The sequence below is a fragment of the Tardiphaga sp. 768_D3_N2_1 genome (genome assembly GCF_052076105.1).
Classification (GTDB): domain Bacteria; phylum Pseudomonadota; class Alphaproteobacteria; order Rhizobiales; family Xanthobacteraceae; genus Tardiphaga.
Window position 1 is genome coordinate 1,087,191 of sequence record NZ_CP197245.1, and the last position, 16,901, is coordinate 1,104,091.

At 62.0% G+C, this 16,901-nt stretch carries 15 protein-coding genes; 9 read left to right on the forward strand and 6 right to left on the reverse strand.

Going from position 1 to position 16,901, the window contains the following annotated elements:
* The first annotated feature begins 208 nt into the window (after positions 1–208).
* The 8 genes from AB8A27_RS05000 to AB8A27_RS05035 all read left to right on the forward strand — a co-directional run bounded on the left by AB8A27_RS05000 (position 209) and on the right by AB8A27_RS05035 (position 7,975).
* Positions 209–1,585, forward strand: coding sequence for a PQQ-dependent sugar dehydrogenase (locus AB8A27_RS05000; protein ID WP_441240957.1), 1,377 nt, complete (start codon positions 209–211; stop codon positions 1,583–1,585).
* Positions 1,586–1,983: 398 nt separating this feature from the next.
* Positions 1,984–2,436 carry a c-type cytochrome gene (locus AB8A27_RS05005; RefSeq protein ID WP_441240958.1) on the forward strand — a complete coding sequence of 151 codons (453 nt, stop codon included), beginning with the start codon at positions 1,984–1,986 and terminating at the stop codon, positions 2,434–2,436.
* Positions 2,437–3,218: 782 nt separating this feature from the next.
* The gene (locus AB8A27_RS05010; protein ID WP_441240959.1) at positions 3,219–4,622 is read left to right on the forward strand and encodes an amidase family protein; all 1,404 of its coding nucleotides are present in this window, start codon (positions 3,219–3,221) and stop codon (positions 4,620–4,622) included.
* A gap of 12 nt (positions 4,623–4,634) precedes the next feature.
* Complete coding sequence (locus tag AB8A27_RS05015) at positions 4,635–5,111, forward strand: glutathione peroxidase (RefSeq protein WP_441240960.1); 477 nt, start codon at positions 4,635–4,637, stop codon at positions 5,109–5,111.
* The gene (locus tag AB8A27_RS05020; protein ID WP_441240961.1) at positions 5,108–5,365 is read left to right on the forward strand and encodes a DUF3297 family protein; all 258 of its coding nucleotides are present in this window, start codon (positions 5,108–5,110) and stop codon (positions 5,363–5,365) included. The genes AB8A27_RS05015 and AB8A27_RS05020 overlap by 4 nt, the downstream gene beginning before the upstream one ends.
* Positions 5,366–5,563: 198 nt before the next feature.
* A complete protein-coding gene (locus AB8A27_RS05025; protein WP_244558543.1) occupies positions 5,564–6,406 on the forward strand; it encodes an ABC transporter ATP-binding protein in 843 nt (280 codons plus the stop codon).
* A complete protein-coding gene (locus tag AB8A27_RS05030; RefSeq protein ID WP_441240962.1) occupies positions 6,406–7,203 on the forward strand; it encodes an ABC transporter permease in 798 nt (265 codons plus the stop codon). The genes AB8A27_RS05025 and AB8A27_RS05030 overlap by 1 nt, the downstream gene beginning before the upstream one ends.
* A 7-nt stretch (positions 7,204–7,210) precedes the next feature.
* Positions 7,211–7,975, forward strand: a complete 765-nt coding sequence (locus AB8A27_RS05035) for an ABC transporter permease (protein ID WP_441240963.1) — start codon at positions 7,211–7,213, stop codon at positions 7,973–7,975.
* A gap of 134 nt (positions 7,976–8,109) precedes the next feature.
* Here AB8A27_RS05035 and AB8A27_RS05040 read toward each other — a convergent pair whose 3' ends face one another.
* The 5 genes from AB8A27_RS05040 to AB8A27_RS05060 are packed head-to-tail and all read right to left on the reverse strand — an operon-like array spanning position 8,110 to position 13,829.
* A complete protein-coding gene (locus tag AB8A27_RS05040; protein ID WP_441240964.1) occupies positions 8,110–9,093 on the reverse strand; it encodes a 3-hydroxybutyryl-CoA dehydrogenase in 984 nt (327 codons plus the stop codon).
* Positions 9,090–10,184: an NAD/NADP octopine/nopaline dehydrogenase family protein gene (locus AB8A27_RS05045; protein ID WP_441240965.1), complete on the reverse strand. Its 1,095-nt coding sequence runs from the start codon at positions 10,182–10,184 to the stop codon at positions 9,090–9,092. The genes AB8A27_RS05040 and AB8A27_RS05045 overlap by 4 nt, the downstream gene beginning before the upstream one ends.
* Entirely contained in the window at positions 10,181–11,719 is a 1,539-nt protein-coding gene (locus AB8A27_RS05050) for a class I adenylate-forming enzyme family protein (protein ID WP_441240966.1), read from the reverse strand. Before AB8A27_RS05050 ends, AB8A27_RS05045 begins: the two co-directional genes overlap by 4 nt.
* A gap of 2 nt (positions 11,720–11,721) precedes the next feature.
* Positions 11,722–13,005, reverse strand: a complete 1,284-nt coding sequence (locus AB8A27_RS05055; protein WP_441240967.1) for an acyl-CoA dehydrogenase family protein — start codon at positions 13,003–13,005, stop codon at positions 11,722–11,724.
* Complete coding sequence (locus AB8A27_RS05060) at positions 13,002–13,829, reverse strand: alpha/beta fold hydrolase (RefSeq protein ID WP_441240968.1); 828 nt, start codon at positions 13,827–13,829, stop codon at positions 13,002–13,004. The genes AB8A27_RS05055 and AB8A27_RS05060 overlap by 4 nt, the downstream gene beginning before the upstream one ends.
* Positions 13,830–14,081: 252 nt before the next feature.
* On the opposite strand from AB8A27_RS05060, the gene AB8A27_RS05065 reads away from it, so the two are divergent.
* Complete coding sequence (locus AB8A27_RS05065; RefSeq protein WP_441240969.1) at positions 14,082–15,254, forward strand: acyl-CoA dehydrogenase family protein; 1,173 nt, start codon at positions 14,082–14,084, stop codon at positions 15,252–15,254.
* Between the two features lie 36 nt (positions 15,255–15,290).
* On the opposite strand, the gene AB8A27_RS05070 is transcribed toward AB8A27_RS05065, so the two are convergent.
* On the reverse strand, positions 15,291–16,793 hold the full coding sequence (locus tag AB8A27_RS05070) for a flavin-containing monooxygenase (protein WP_441240970.1): 1,503 nt from the start codon (positions 16,791–16,793) through the stop codon (positions 15,291–15,293).
* Between the last annotated feature and the right edge of the window lie 108 nt (positions 16,794–16,901).

A 16,901-nucleotide genomic window follows, 5' to 3' on the forward strand; every position in this document is an offset into this window, starting at 1 on the left:
CGGTCGATGGGTTTAACTCCGGCGCTCGGCGCCTTCGCTCTACCCATCCTACAACTTATTGCGGGAATCCGCACAGGCTTGCTCGCGCGTGATGTTTTGATTGCGCAGCGACGCAAAAATATCCAACAGTGCGATCCGGAAAGCCTCGGGGGCAGCGCATCTCATGTGCTGCAAGCAGAGAAGGCTTCCGTAAAAAGGGGAGAGATCCATGAGTGTCTATACGTCCGCACGCCGGGCCTTGCTGGCCGGTGCGTTCATCGGTGTCTTTACTAGCGGCGCGTTTGCCCAGCAATCCGATACATCACCTGCAACACCGGCTCCTGCGGCTGCTCCAAGTGCCGCACCTGCTGCTCCCGCAGCGGCTCCTGCACCGGCACCGGCCGCCCCGCAGGCGGCCGCTCCGGCGCCCGCAGCACCAGCCGTTGCCGCTGCGCCTGCGCTGCCGCCCGGCTCGCCGCTGATCGGCCGTCCCGATGGCGCTGCCGCAGCCAAGCTCGCGCCCGTCGCGCCGCCGCCGATTCCCTCCGCCGCCGACAAGCTGCCGACCGCGAAGCTGAAGGTGCCCGCGGGCTTTAACATCGAGGTTTATGCGGCTGGCATGGCCAATGCGCGCTCGATGCGCGAGGGCGACAAGGGCACGGTCTTTGTTGGCTCCCGTCTTGTCGACAAGGTCTATGCGGTCATCAACAATGACGGCAAGCGCCAGGTGAAGGTGCTGGCTTCCGGCCTCTATCGCCCGAACGGTCTCGCCTTCAAGGATGGCACGCTCTACATCGCCGAACTGTCGAAGATCTCGAAGATCGAGAAGGTGGAAGACAATCTCGAAAATCCGCCGAAGCCGGTGATGATTTACGACAACCTGCCGAAGGACGAAGCCCATGGCTGGAAGTTCATCGGCATCGGCCCTGACAACAAGCTCTATGTGCCTGTCGGCCAGCCTGGCAATAACGTGCTGCATGACGAGGCCCATGGCCAGATCCGCCGCATGAATCTCGATGGCACCGGTGCCGAAATCTATGTGAAGGGCGTCCGCAACACGGTCGGCTTCGACTGGAATCCGACCACCAAGCAGATGTACTTCACCGACAACGGCCGCGACTGGGTGTCGGAGGCGGTGCCGGAGGACGAGCTCAACCGCGTCACCAAGGCGGGTGAAGATTTTGGCGCGCCTTACTGTCTGCAGGGCAATATTCTTGACCCGGAATTCGGCTGGGGCAAGTCCTGCGCCGACTACACCGCGCCTGTCGGCCTGCTCGGTGCGCATACGGCGGCACTGGGTATGCGCTTCTACACCGGCAAGATGTTCCCGGCGGCCTACAAGGACGCGATCTTCATCGCGCGCCACGGCTCCTGGAACAAGACGCAGAAGCTCGGCGGTGACGTCGTTGTCGCGAAGCTCAACAAGGACGGCACGGTGAAATCCGTCGAGCCGTTCCTCACGGGCTTCATCGAGGACAACAAATATGTCGGCCGCCCCGTCGACGTGCTGCAGATGAAGGACGGATCGCTGCTGGTTTCCGACGACTGGAACGGCGCGATCTATCGCATCACCTATGGCAAGCAGAAGGTGGCGGGGGCGAAGTAGCCACACACTGTCATTCCGGGGCACGCGCGCATCTTCACGCGCGTGAACCCCAGCCACTCCAGTTGGTGTGGCGGGGAATCTGGAAGTGTTCATCCATGTCGAGATTCCGGGTTAGCGCTTACGCGACGGTGTCGCTTCAGCGCGCCCCGGAATGACGAGTAAAACTCCAATGTCGTCCCCGCGAAGGCGGGGACCCATAGCCTCCGGCCTTCAAAATGAGATTTGGACTTCTCCGCAGTTTACTTTCTGTTTTCGGTGGTTATGGGTCCCCGCCTTCGCGGGGACGACGGGCTGCGTTTGTTTTTGCTCTCCTCATCATTTCCGCATCCTCCCTCCACGCAGCCGAATCCATCACCGAGCGTGCCGCGCCGTGCCTTGCCTGCCACGGCGAGAAGGGGGTGTCCGAAACCGACAAGACGCCGTCACTCGGTGCGCAGCAACCGGCCTATGCGCTGATCCAGCTCTACATGTTTCGCGAGAAGCTCCGTGTCGCCGAGCCGATGAACGACATGGCCAGGGAGCTCACCGACGACGACCTGCGCCTGTTCTCGGATTATCTGGCCACGTTGCCGAAGCCTGTCGCGCTCGAAGCGGGCGATCCCGCGCGCATGCAGGCGGCGAAGGCGCTGACCTCGCAATTCCGCTGCGATAGCTGCCACAACGCGGATTTCTCCGGCCGCGACAACATCCCGCGCATTGCCAATCAGCGGGAGGACTATCTCGCCAAGACCATGCGCGAATACAAGGACAACTCCCGCCACGGCTATGACGCGACCATGGCCGATGTGATGCAGCCGATCACGGAGGCTCAGATCGTTGAGCTGGCTTATTTTCTCGCAAGGGTGAAATAGGGGAGTTCACACTACACTCTCCGTTGTCATCCCCGCGCAGGCGGGGATCCATAGTCACGGTCAGTGTGGTTAGAACGGCAGAGTTACGGCGATCTAGCTTCAACCGTTCTCGCAGCGTGTATGGGTCCCCGCCTGCGCGGGGACGACAGCAGAGAGGTTCTGGCTAAACATTTTTTCCTATATGCCGTTGACAATATCCCCTTCCTGATTATATTCCACTTCGTCCTGCCCCACCGAGAGGGGCGATCGCGATCGTCACGTTCGCGGGGCAGGGTGCGGTGGACGCCGGAGATGCGGCGTTACGCGGTTCACGGGTGACGTCTGCCCTTGGGCAGGACGGATCTGCGCCAGCACTGCCACTGGCAAGGAGACGGCCGACCCTGGGATGGAAAGACCCCTGGACAGTGTGACGGACGACCAAATCGAAATGCGTCCGGCCCAAGTGCTTGAGGCTCCCTTCCCATCGCCTTGGGACTTTAATTCGGTGATCGGATCGTTCGCTGAGGCAAAGTGCAAGCAAGTCGAAAAAACACCGCAGGCGGAACGCTGGGCACTTGCCTGACGCTTCCGAAAGTCCTGATGCACATTACCCTTGCGGAAGACCGCATTCGCATCAGGCCCAAGGGTGCAACGGGCACCCGGCGTTCCGCACGCCCTCTCACAGGAGGGCGGGAAGGAATGCGCAAAACTCGGACGCTTCGGCGCCGCGGGATCGCGAGCGTTTGTCCGATTGGCAATCTCCGGCCGCCTGCGTTAACAAGCGACAAGCAATGGAGCATTCTATGAACGATCTCTGGCGTTTGTCGGCAACTGATCTCTCCGCATTGATTCGCAGCCGCAAGGTCTCGGCGTGTGAGGCTGCGGTTGCAAATCTCGCGCGGCTCGATGCGGTGAACCCGGCGCTCAATGCCGTGGTCGATCATCGTCCCGAAGAGGCGTTGGCGCGCGCGGATGCGGTCGATGCGGCGATCAAGCGCGGCGACGACGTCGGCCCGCTTGGCGGCGTGCCCGTCACGGTCAAGGTGAACATCGACTACGCGACCTATCCGACCTCGAACGGCGTGAAGATCCAGAACGGTATCATCGCCACGACCAACAGCCCGGTGATCGACAATCTGCTGAAGGCCGGCGCGGTCATCATCGGCCGCACCAATTGCCCGGCATTTTCCTATCGCTGGTTCACCACCAACCAGCTCTATGGCGACACCAAGAACCCGCGCGATCCCTCGCTGACGCCAGGCGGATCGTCAGGCGGCGCCGGCAGCGCGGTCGCAGCCGGCATCGGACACATTGCGCACGGCACGGATATCGCAGGCTCGATCCGCTATCCCGCCTATGCCTGCGGCGTGCACGGTCTGCGCCCGACAGTCGGTCGCATCGCCGCCTATAATCAGGCGCTGCCCGAGCGCATCATCTCCGGCCAGATCACCGCGGTGTCCGGCCCGCTCGCGCGCACCATCAACGATGTCCGTCTCGGCCTTGCCGCGATGTCGCAGCCGGACGCGCGCGATCCCTGGTGGGTGCCGGCGCCGCTCGAAGGACCAGTGCGCGAGAAGCGCGCCGCCATGTGCCTTCGCCCTGATGGTCTTGCCATCACGGCCGACGTGGAGGCCGCCGTGCGCGATGCCGGCAAGCGGCTGGAGCGGGCAGGGTGGATCGTCGAGGAAGTCGGGAACACGCCGCCGCTGCGCGAGGCCGCCGCCCTGCAGACGCAGATCTGGTTCGGCGACGGCTATCAGGGCATGCTGGATGCGGCCGAACGCGAGGGCGATCCTGCTGCACTCGTCTGTCTGCGCGGACAGAAGGACAAGCTCAAGGACTTCGACAACGGCGGGTTGTCACGGGCGCTGGTGCGCCGCTCCACCTTCGTGCGCGACTGGGAGCTGTTCCTGCAGACTTACGCCGTGGTGCTGATGCCGATGTCCGGCGAACTGCCATTCCCGGATAATCTCGATTTGCAGGGCCAGGAAGGCTTCGATCGCGTCTGGGCCGCGCAGATGCCGCAAATTGGCATTCCCTTCATGGGCCTGCCGGCGCTGAGCGTTGCCACGGGCCTTGTCGGCCGTGCACCGACCGGCGTGCAGGTGGTCGCCGGCCGCTACCGCGAGGATCTGTGTCTGCTGGCCGGCGAAGCCATCGAGGCCGGCGGCACGCCGCCGATGCCTTGCGATCCTATCGTCATCTAGGAGGGCTCAGCGATGACCGGCATCTCCGATTTCTCTGCAAACGCGCTGTCCGGTGAACCGGTCGCGCTGAAGCAGTTCGAAGGAAAGGTGCTGCTGATCGTCAATACCGCCAGCGCCTGCGGATTCACGCCGCAATATGCGGGGCTGGAGAAACTGCAGCAGGATTTTGCGCCGCGCGGATTTTCCGTGCTGGGCTTTCCCTGCAACCAGTTCGGCGCGCAGGAGCCCGGCGATGCCAAAGCGATCGCAAGTTTCTGCGAGGCCAATTACCACGTCACCTTCCCATTGTTTGAGAAGATCGACGTGAATGGTGCCCACGCCCATCCATTGTATAATTACCTGAAATCTGAAAAGTCCGGATTGCTGGGTTCGGGGATCAAATGGAATTTTACCAAATTCCTGATCGACCGTTCCGGACGGGTTGTCGAGCGTTTTGCGCCGACCGCCAAACCTGAATCACTGCGAGAGAAAATCGAGGCGCTGCTATGACCGACAACACCAACGCATCAGCCGATCAGTTGCCTGATCGCCTGTCCACCGATCCGCGAAGCCCGTTCTACAACGCCGAAGTGCTGCAGCGCGATGTCGGCATCCGCTTCAAGGGCGCCGAGAAGACCAATGTCGAGGAATATTGCGTCAGTGAGGGCTGGATCCGGGTGCCCGCAGGTGCAGCAAAGGACCGGTATGGCAATCCGCTGCTGATCAAGCTGTCGGGCCCGGTGGAGCCGTATTTCCGCGAATAGACGCACCAAAAGCGCCGAAAGCCCTGCTGCGGGAAACTGACCTGTTCGCAGCAGGGGCTGACTAGCAAAAAGGCGTTGCCCGCATAAATTTGAAGCTTAAAGTAATTGCAGTTTCCGGCTACGCTGCGTCCGTCAGCATGATGGACACAGTCGGGCCGTCGTGATTGCAATGCGTGCATGGCAAATGAAGGACCGGGAATGCAGGTGGTGTCGCTACGTTCGGACGCTCACGCCGAGTCGGAACCGGTTTCCGGTCGCAAACCCGCTTCAGCCATGATCGAAATCGATCACGTCTCGCAGCGCTTCCAGACCTCCGGCAAACAAAGCCATCTGGCGCTGTCGGATATCAACCTCACCATTGAAGACGGTGCCTTCGTCTCGATCCTCGGACCATCAGGCTGCGGCAAGTCGACCTTGCTCTATATCGTCGGTGGCTTCGTGCAGCCGACTGATGGCGTCGCCAAGGTGAAGGGCAAGGCGATCACGGGACCGGGTCCCGATCGCGGTCCGGTGTTTCAGGAATTCGCGCTGTTCCCGTGGAAGAACGTGCTCGGCAATGTCATGTATGGCATGCGCCAGCAGGGCATGAAGAAGGCTGAAGCTGAAACGCGCGGCCGCAAGCTGCTCGAGATGGTCGGCCTCAAGGGCTATGAGAATTTCTATCCGAAAGAACTCTCCGGCGGCATGAAGCAGCGCGTCGCGATTGCGCGCACGCTGGCCTACGATCCTGCCGTGCTGCTGATGGACGAGCCGTTCGGCGCGCTCGATGCGCATACCCGCACACGGCTGCAGAACGATCTGCTCGACATCTGGGATACGCAGCGCAAGACGGTGTTGTTCGTCACGCACTCGGTCGAAGAGGCCGTCTATCTCTCCGACAAGGTGATCGTGATGTCGCGCTCGCCGGGCAGCATCAAGGAGATCGTCGATATCGATCTGCCGCGGCCGCGCAAACGTGCCGATCTGCTGCTCGACGCACGTTTCCAGAAATACATCGTCGATATCGAGAAGATGATCGACGACGGCAAGGACCATCTGTGATGGGCCGATCTGCGATAACCGTGCGCGGGGTGCTCAAGACACTTTCGCCAGTCTTCGCCTGTATCGGGTTGCTGTGTGTCTGGCAGATTGCCTCGCTGCGGCTGGATACCGAAAGCTTCCCGACGGCACTGGAGTCGATCAAGGCCATTCCCTCGATCCTCGGGGACAAGGGATCGCTGCTGAACATTCTCGATTCCATCCGCCGTATGACCATCGGCCTCGTGCTCGCAGTGATGTTTGCGATCCCGCTCGGTTTGCTGATGGGGCGCATTAAGGCTGTCGCAGCCTTCTTCAATCCGCTGATGATGATCATCTATCCGGTGCCAAAAGCAGCGCTGATGCCCATCATCATGCTGTGGATGGGCGTTGGCGACGTCTCCAAGATTCTTGTCATCTTCCTCGGCGTCAGCCTGCCGATCATCTATCACGCCTTCCAGGGCTCCAAAGCTGTCGAAGAAAAGATGCTGTGGTCCGGTGCGGCGATGGGCATGTCCGCGCCAATGCGCATGTTCCGCATCGTGCTGCCCGCGGCGCTACCTGAAATTCTCACGGGCTGCCGCACGGGTCTCGTACTGGCGCTGATCACCATGATCACGTCCGAGATGATCGCGCGTCAGTCCGGTGCCGGCAATATCCTGTTCAACTCGCTCGACATGGCGCAATACGACACGGTGTTCGCGATGATCCTGATCATCGGCGCCATGGGTATCATCTTCGATGCGGCCTTCGAGAAGCTCCGCCTGTCGCTGGTGCGCTGGTCGCAGCCGCGCGACGACATGCCTCTCAGCTTCACGTGAGCGCGACATGAACCAGGAACGCATCAATTCGGTTCTGCTGGGCATCACGCCGATCGTGCTGTTTCTGGCGCTCTGGCAGTCGCTGATCTCGTTCGGCTTCGCGCCGACGACCTTGCTGCCGCCGCCGGGGGCCGTGTTCGGCAAGCTGGCGAAGGACTTCTTCAACGGCGAATTTCTGCACGATATCGCCGCGACATTGATCCGGCTGTTCGCCGGCTTCGGCATTGCCGTGGTCGTCGGCGTGTTCATCGGTCTCGCCGCTGCGGTGAGCCCGGCGGTTAACGCGGTCGTCAAGCCGCTGGTGCGCGTGCTGGCGCCGATCCCGAAGATTGCGCTCTATCCGGCGCTGCTGCTGATCCTCGGCTTCGACCATGCCTCCAAGATCACGCTGGTGACCGCGGATGCGCTGTTCCCGATCCTGCTCTCGACCTATTACGGTGCGTCGATGGTCGAGCAGAAGCTGATCTGGTCGGCCATGGCCGCGGGCACGCCGCGCTGGCAGATCCTGTTCAAGGTCGTGCTGCCGGCAGCCATGCCGTCGATCCTGACCGGCTGCCGCATCGGCCTCGTGATCTCTTGCATCGTGGTGTTCCTTGCGGAGATGATCACATCGACCGACGGCCTTGGCCACATGCTGGTGCAGGCCGCGCGGACGTTCCAGACCGTGGACATGTTCGTGCCCCTGATCATGATCTCGATGCTCGGTCTGATCCTGAATAGCCTGCTGCACTGGCTGCGCAGTTATCTGCTGCGGGGATTTCCGGAAGTGTAGTTCACTGCGAATAGTTGAAACTCGTCATGCCCGGGCTTGTCCCGGGCATCCACGTCTTTGGCTGCAAACGAAGCAAGTCGTGGATGGCCGGGACAAGCCCGGCCATGACGGTGTTTTAACAATGAGGCATGACCTCAAAGCACCGGCGGCTTCTGCAACTGGAAATGCTTCAGTAAATCCACGAAGGCCGATAGGCGCCCCTCGCGATAGGCTTCGACATCAAGGCCTTCGTAATTGAGGAAGCCCTCGCCGGTGCGCAATCCAATCTTGCCTTCGGCCATGTTGCGGCCGATGATCTCAGGCGCTGCGTAACGATCGTTGCTGAGCGCGTCAGTGAGATACTTGCTGGCGTAGTAGAGAATGTCGCCGCCGCCCCAGTCGATGAATTCGAGCAGGCCCAGCACCGCGAAGCGGAAGCCGAAACCGTATTTGATCGCTTTGTCCAAATCTTCCGGCGAGGCGACGCCTTCCTCGACCATGCGCGCGGCTTCGTTCATGGCCAGCGCCTGGATGCGCGGCACGATATAGCCGGGCGATGCCGAACAGACGACCGGCACCTTGCCGATGCCTTCGAGCAGTTCCTTGACGCGTGCGGTGATCGCCGGATCGGTCTTCGCGCCCGGCGAGACTTCGACCAGCGGCACGAGATAGGCGGGGTTGAGCCAGTGGGCATTGAGAAAGCGCTCGGGATGCTCGACCGCGCTCGAAATGTCGTCGACCAGAATGGTTGAGGTCGTGGATGCGATGATCGGCGAGGGGCCTGCGAGCTTCGACGCGCGCGCCAGCGCATCCCGCTTCTGGTCGAGCACTTCCGGCACGCCCTCGAAAATGATCGCCGAACCGCTGAGCGCAATGCCCGCATCTGCTTCGGGAACGACGCTGACGCGCGACACCAGCGTCTCGATGTCGGCCTCTTTCAGCAGGCCGAAACGCGCCATGCTGGCAAAGGTCTTGCGGACCTCGCCAATGGCTTCAGCTTCTAGCGCCTTGAACTTGTCCGCCTCGCGCGCCTTGAAGTCGACGATCGCGACATTGTGGCCGGCATAGGCGAAGGCGACGGCGATGCCGCGGCCCATGCGGCCTGCGCCGAGACATGCGATAGCGGCACGGGAGCTCATGCGGCAAAGCCTTCGCGCAGCAGCTTCAGCAGCCCGGCCTTGTTGAGAGCGCCGAAGCCAAGGCTTTCAAGCGTGCGGCCGCCTTCGAGGAAGTTCTCGCCGCAGATCGCGCCGCCGATGGCAAGGAAGGCCTTGACCAGCGGCGTCTCGACGCTGGCGAGCTGGGCACAGGACAGGAAGAACGACAGGCCGGTGCGCAGGTCCTCGCGCATGTAGCGGTGCTCGGTGAGCACGATGTGCTCGCGCCAGTCGCCGCTATCGGTGAGCCGATCATGCGAGCCGCGGCCATACATCCATTCCTCGCCTTCCTTGGCGTAGTGCTGGACCAGCGGGAAATGCGACGGGCCGTAACCGAAGGCCTCGCGGATCGCGATCCGTTCGGCATCTAACTGGTCCGTGACGCGGCGGATCGCCGGCTGCGTGCCTTCCTTGTGAATGTCCCAGGTCGGGAAATGCTCCAGAGGTCCGGCATTCATCACGATCAGCGGTGGATGAATGATCGGGCCCGCATTCATCAGCGCACCGGACAGCGCATCGCCGCACGGCTCGATCACGCCGGGGAAGGCCTTGTCGATCACCTTACAGGCATGGTCGGACATCGACAGCGGGAATACGCCAGTCGGCAGGCGCTTGGCGCGGATGGTGATGGCGACTTCGAACGGACCATGCTTGCGCGCGAGCCAGGGCAGTGTGCCGGTCTCGGCGAAAGCGACCTTGGCGGTGTTACCGGCATCATGCGCAGCCTTGGCGAAGATCATCGAGCCGAAGGTTGCGGGCGGCAGATAGACCACCTGGCCGTCCTTGAGGTGAGGCGCGATCCGTTTGGCGATATCAGGCTGCGCAAAGGCAGGCGCCGGGCACAGGATCAGTTCGACGTCCCTGATGGCTTCGGCGATATCCGTCGTGACCAGCGTCAGCTGCGTATCGTGTGTGCCCTGCGCATTCTTGATCTTGATGCGCGAGCCGGCCTTGTTGTGTTCGGCCACAGCTTCGGCGTCGCGACGCCACAGGCGGACGTCATGGCCCTGCAGCGCGAAATCACCGGCGGCTGCGAACGAACCGTTGCCGCCACCCAATACTGCGATCTTCAATTGGTCTCTCCGTCGCTCGGCGTTGCCGCCTGAACCTGCTTCAATTTGAAATGCTGCACCTTGCCGAGCGCGGTGCGCGGCAGGTCGGTGACGAACACGATGTCGCGCGGCTGCTTGTAGCGCGCCAGCTGCGTGAGAACATGGGCCTTCAGCGCCTCAGCCGTCACGCTGCAATTCGGCCGCAACAGGACATAGGCAACGGGCACTTCCTGCCATTTCGGATCGGGCACGCCGACGACGCCGCAATCGGCGACATCGGGATGTTCGAGCAGCACGCGCTCGACCTCGGCGGGATAGACGTTCTCGCCGCCGGAAATGATCATGTTTTTCTTGCGGTCGTGGACCCAGAAGTAACCGTCTTCGTCGCGTGTACCGATATCGCCGGTGCGATACCAGCCGTCATGCAGTGCCTCGCGCGTCGCGGCCTCATTGCCCCAATATTCGTAGAACACGTTGGGACCGCGCACGGCGATCTCGCCGGTGGCCTTGGCGGGAAGTTCATTGCCGTTGTCATCGATGATCATGGCCTCGCAGCACAGGCCGGGCAAGCCCGTCGATCCCGTCCGCGACAGGTCGCCGCCGAGCCGTGTATAAACCGCGATCGGGCAGGTCTCGGTGGAGCCATAGACCTGCAGCACCGGAATGCCGCGCGCCGTCAGGCGTTCGATCAGATGCGGTGGCACGATGCTGGAGCCGGTGGATACGGCTTTCAGACAGGACACGTCGGTCGCGGCCCAGCCGGGATGCTCGTTCATCGCCTGGATGAGCGCGGGCACCCAGACGGTCAGGCTCGGTCGCTCCTGCGCGATTGCAGCCAGCGTGGAATCCGGCGTGAAGCGCGCATGGATCGTGACGGTGGCGCCATGATGCAGCGCAGGCGTGGTCTGGATGTTGAGGCCGCCGACATGGAAGAACGGCAGCACGGTCAGGACGTGATCGTCGGAGGTGATGCCATGCATGTGCTGGCTCATCACGCCGTTCCACAGCAGTGCTTCCTGACGTAGCACCGCGCCTTTCGGGCGGCCTGTAGTGCCCGACGTGTAAACGATCAGCAGCGGGCAGGAGAGATCGGTATGCGGATTGCGGCCGTCGCCGGATGCACGCGTCAGCAGATCGTCGAATGTCTGGCCCGGTGCGGGTGGCGTGAAATCGAGCGCGATCACGCGCGTATCCGGTAAGTCCTTCGCAAGCGACGGCAGGATCGCTGCAAAGCTCTCCTCAAGCACCAGCACCTTTACCGAAGCATCGGACAGGATGAACAATTGCTCGGCGACCGCGAGGCGCCAGTTCAGCGGCACCATGATCGCGCCGAGGCGGGCGCAGGCATAGAGCAGAACCAGATAGTCGGGCCGGTTCATGCTCAGGATCGCGACGCGATCGCCGCGACCGACGCCGCATTCCGTCTTCAGCGCCTTCGCAGTTGCCTCGATCCGCGCGTTGAAGGCGGCATAGCTGAATGTCTTGCCCTCGAAATGAATCGCGGGCTTGTCCGGCGTGAACGCGGCATTGCGGGCGATGAGGCTGGAGAGGTCCACGATTACTCGTCTTTCTCGCCGGCCTCGTAAAGTGCCTCGCGACCGATACGGTCGAGGCAGAGTTCGGCGGTCCAGGGCAGCATCAGCGCGCCGCAGCGGCTGTCGCGATAGATGCGCTCCAGCGGCAGCGATTTCAGCATCGACTGGCCGCCGCAGGTGCGGATCGCCAGTGCGGCAAGCTCGTTGGCGCCTTCCATCACGGTGTATTGGGAGGCGTAGGCGCGCAGCACCTGTTCCTTGCTCGGATTGGCACAGGCTTCAGTTACAGCCTGGAACCAGGTGTTCTTGATCTGCTCCAGCTTGACCTGCATCTGCGCCACGGCGATCTGCTTGGTCGGATACATGCGACGCTTGACCGGCGGCATGCCGGGGATTTCGCCGCGCAGATATTTCACGGTGAAATCGTAGGAGGCCTGAGCCAGACCGACATAAGTTGGCGACAGCGTCATGAACATGTGCGGCCAGCGCATCGCGGCCTGGAAATAGACGCCGCGCGGCATCAGCGCCGAGTCTTCCGGCACGAACACATCCTTGAAGATCAGTGTGCGCGAGACGGTGCCGCGCATGCCGAGCGGATCCCAGTCGCCGACGACCGAGACGCCTTCGGACTTGGCGGAGATTGCCAGATACAGCGTGTTGCGGCGCGACGCCTTTTCGCCTTCGACGGTCTCGGTGCAGAGCACGCCGTAATAGTCGGCGGAGCCCGACAGCGAGGCAAAGATCTTCTTGCCGTTGACGATCCAGCCGCCTTCGACCGGCTTGGCCTCGGTGCCGAATGCGACACCGCCAGCGGCTGCTGCGCCGCCTTCGGAGAAGGGTTGCGCATAGATCGCGCCGTCTTCGAGGATGCGCTTGTAATGCACGGCGCGGCGGCGCTCGTGATCGGCGCGCATCTGCTCGTCCATGTCGAGGTCATCGGCGAGCGGGCCGGACCACAGGGTCGAACAGACATGCATGTTCCAGGTCAGCGCGGTCGCGCCGCAATAGCGGCCGATCTCGGCTGCGGCGAGAGAGTAGGTCTGGTAGTTCGCACCCGAACCGCCATTGGCCTTCGGGATCGAAATGCCGAGCAGGCCGGCCTTGTGCATGTCCTTGTAGTTTTCCATCGGGAAAATCGCTTCCCGATCCCACTTCGCCGCACGCGGTGCAAAATTCGCCTGCGCCAGCTCGCGCGCCTTGGTGATCAGCCCGGCCTGCTCGTCATCGAGACGATAGGCCTTGGGATCGAACATCGGCTTGTCGAGGACGATACCGTCGAGATCGGCTTTACTGGCAGGCGCGTTCATGAGGAGGACCCCGAGAGGTTGTGGCTCGTCTTCAGAAAGTCGGCGAGCACTTCGTTGAATTCATGCGGGCGCTCGAAGCTGGCGAGATGACCTACGCCTTCGAGCTCGACGTAAGTCGCGCCGGGCACGAGACCGGCCATCTTGGCCATTGTTTTCGCGGGCGCGTTGTTGTCTTTTGATCCAGATAGGATTAAAGTCGGTATTTTGATATCTGCGATGTTCTTGCGCAGGTCGAAGCCGATCATCGCCTTCATCGAGGCGCGATAGGTGTCGGGCTTTACGGACGCCATGCAGTCCTGCGCCAGTGCAATGCCGGCAGGATCGGGATCGTCGCCGATCAGGCCTGCAACCAGCTTCGGGGCCATCGACACCATGGTCTCGCCGCGGTCGAGCGGACCGAGCCGGGCGTCGATGAAATTCTTCTGCCACTCGCCATCGGAGCTGCCGAAGGCGGAGGTGGTCTGCGCCAATACCACGGCGCCGGGAAGGTGAGGGTCCGTCGTCAGCAGTTGCTGCACGATCATGCCGCCGATGGAGTGGCCGACCAGTACAGGCTTCCTGGCGCCGATCTGCCCGAGGAAATCCTTCAGGGCTTCGGCGAAGGCGGGAATGCTGGGGGTCTCAAGCTGCTTTGAACCGCCATAGCCTGGCGAGTCCCAGCCGATGGCGTAGTAGCGGTCGCCGAACGCCTCGAGCTGGTTACGCCAGCCGCGGCCGGCACCGCCGATTCCGTGCAGAAACACCAGCGGCGTCGCTGTGGGGGAGCCTTTGGCTTCAAAGCCGAAGCGGCCGTCCTTCGTCGTCAGGGCTGCAGAATTTGGCACGCATAAGCCTCCTGTGCTGTCGGACAAGGATGATCCTAGCATGTCCGAGATATATGAAAAGCGATAGTTTTAGACTTAAAGGGTTGCGGATTGCCTTATCCGGAGGCACGGCCGGTTTCGCTGGTCACGCCTCCAATCGAGGGATCATGCATCGCGGGCTTGGCAATGGTGTGGTGTCCGGCAATCGCCCTTGTCCGAAATTTCTTTAGGTTTAAAACAATGTCGATTGCCGACGCATCCAGGGAGGGAGCCATGTCCGATCAGTCATTTTTGTCCTGGCCGTTTTTCGAGGACCATCATCGCGAACTGGCCACGGGCCTTTCGCGCTGGGCCAAGGCGACATTGCCCGGTCTGGTCGATCATCATGACGTCGATGGCTCCTGCAAGCGTCTGGTGAAGGCGCTTGGTGATGGAGGCTGGCTGCGCGCTGCAGTGCCGGCGAGCCATGGCGGAATGTACCCCACCTTCGATGTGCGATCGCTGTGTCTGATCCGCGAAACGCTGGCCTATGAGACTGGTCTCGCCGACTTCGCCTTTGCGATGCAGGGATTGGGTACGGGTCCGATCAGCCTGTTCGGTTCGGAGGCCCTGAAGTCGCGCTATCTGCCCCGCGTCGGAAGCGGCGAGGCCATTGCCGCCTTCGCATTGTCGGAGCCCGACGCCGGCTCCGACGTTGCGGCGATGACCACGACGGCGGTGCCCGATGGTCCGGATCATGTGCGCATCAACGGTCTCAAGACCTGGATCTCCAATGGCGGCATCGCCGATCAGTATGTTGTGTTCCTGCGCACCGGTGAAACCGGCGCACGCGGCATCAGCGCTTTCGTCGTCGATGCCGATACGCCTGGCTTCACCATTGCGGATCGCATCGACGTGATCGCGCCGCATCCGCTGGCAACGCTGAAGTTCGAGGATTGCCGCGTGCCTCTGGTGAACCGCATCGGCAAGGACGGCGAAGGCTTCAAGGTCGCAATGGCGACGCTCGATGTGTTTCGCTCGACCGTCGGTGCGGCTGCGCTCGGCCTGGCTCGTCGTGCGCTCGACGAGGCGCTGCATCGCTCGGTCACACGAAAGATGTTTGGCCATACGCTCGGTGATCTTCAGCTCACGCAAGCGGGCCTTGCCGAGATGGCGACCTCGATCGATGCGTCGGCGCTGCTGGTCTATCGTTCGGCCTGGACCAAGGACCAAGGCGCAGCGCGCATCACGCGCGAAGCCGCCATGGCCAAGATGTATGCGACCGAAGCGGCGCAGACTGTCATTGACCGCGCCGTGCAGATCTTCGGCGGTCTTGGTGTGCAGTCCGGCGTCAAGGTCGAGGAGCTCTATCGCGAGATCCGTGCACTGCGCATCTATGAAGGCGCAACCGAAGTGCAGAAGGTGATCATTGGTCGCGAGCTCATCAAGGCGGCGCAGACCAATTGAGCGAAAAGGCGAGCCGATCACGGCTCGCCTGACACTTCACGCGGCTGTCGCTTCCGCTCTGTAGTTCGGCGCCGATGCGAGAAAGCGTGCATAGGCGTCGGCATCCGGCGGTGTGAATTTCTCCACCAGCGCGCCGCGCCGTTTGCTGGTGGCGCCCATGTCGTCGAGCAGTTCGTCGAAATGCTTGAAATGATAGGGCGCCACGCATAGTCCGCCATAGACACCGGCCGCGGGCCGCTCGACGCGCTTGAAATGCAGCATCTTGTCCATATCCGCATGCATCTGAGCGGCGGTCGGCTGTTTCGCCAGCTTGCCGTCGGCATAGCGCACCAGCCAGTTGGCGGCCATTTCCGCCGTCAGCACCGAGCAGAAGCTGGAATTGAAGCCGACAAAGCCCATGTCCGGCAAATCCGGATTGGCGATGACGCGATACAGCCGATACTGCCCGTCATCCTGGATGAGCTTGTCGCGATAGTGCTGCGGCAGGAACGGCACGCCGAGCGTGAAGCCGATAGCCAGCACAGCAATGTCAGCTTCGACGCGCTGGCCGCCTGACATCACGATGGTCTTGCCGTCATAATGATCGAAGGTGCCGCGAACCGCCTTGATGCGTCGATCGGCGACCATCGGAAAGAAATTCGGCGTAGCGATCGGCACCGAGCAGTTGATGCCGTCCTCGATGCGTCCTTCTGGCACCATGTCGCATTTCTTCAGCTTCAGCTGGGTCTTCAGCATGGCCTCCAGCCCGCGCCAGTTGGCCCAGATGAATGGCTTGGCGATAGCGTGATTGAGCCGCGAGAGTGCAGTCAGGCCCCAGCCCCGAAACATTTCCTCCTGCGCGCGGATATAGAGGATGCGCTTGAAGTTGATCAGGCCGCCGATGAAATAGGGAATGCGCCAGACTGGCTCGCGATAGACGAAGGTCACGGCGCTGGCGCCGGCATTGACCGAATGCACGGCGATGTCAGTGGCCGATTTCGAGCCGCCGAGCACCACGACCTTCTTGCCTTTGACGATAGATGAATCCGTGTGCTCCGCCGAATGCAGGATGACGCCGCCGGCGGCCTTGAACACGTCTTCGCCGTGATGATGCAGTTCCTTACGCTCGTTGAATTGTCCGGTGCAGACCGCGACGAAATCGAATGTTTCCTGCGCGGTGTTGCCAGTCGCATCGCGTGTCTCAAGCGTCCAGCCGGGCAGACCATCGTCGCGGCGTTTCATGCTCACGACGGCTGTGTTGAAACGCATCAGCGGGATCAGATTGTAGTCGCGTGCATAGTCGGTGAGATAGGCATGGACTTGCGGTCCCTTCGGCCATTCCGGATAGCTGGCTGGCATCGGCTTGTCTGTGAAACGATAGAGCTCCTTGGGACTCTGGGTCTGCACTTCCGGATAGGATCGCGCGGGCTCCCAGACGCCGCCGAGATCGCCACTACGTTCCAGCACCGTGACCTTGTGCCCGCGTGCCGTGAAGGATTTGGCGGCGGCAAGGCCGGCGATGCCGGCGCCGATGACGCAAACATTCTTCTGTTTGACCATGGCTTGTCTCCTGTTTGAATGCAGCAGCTGATCGAGGGCGTGCAAGCTCACGCGCGCAGACGAGTGTCTGCGCGGAACGACCGCGTGCGTAAAAGTGAAGCTCGGTTG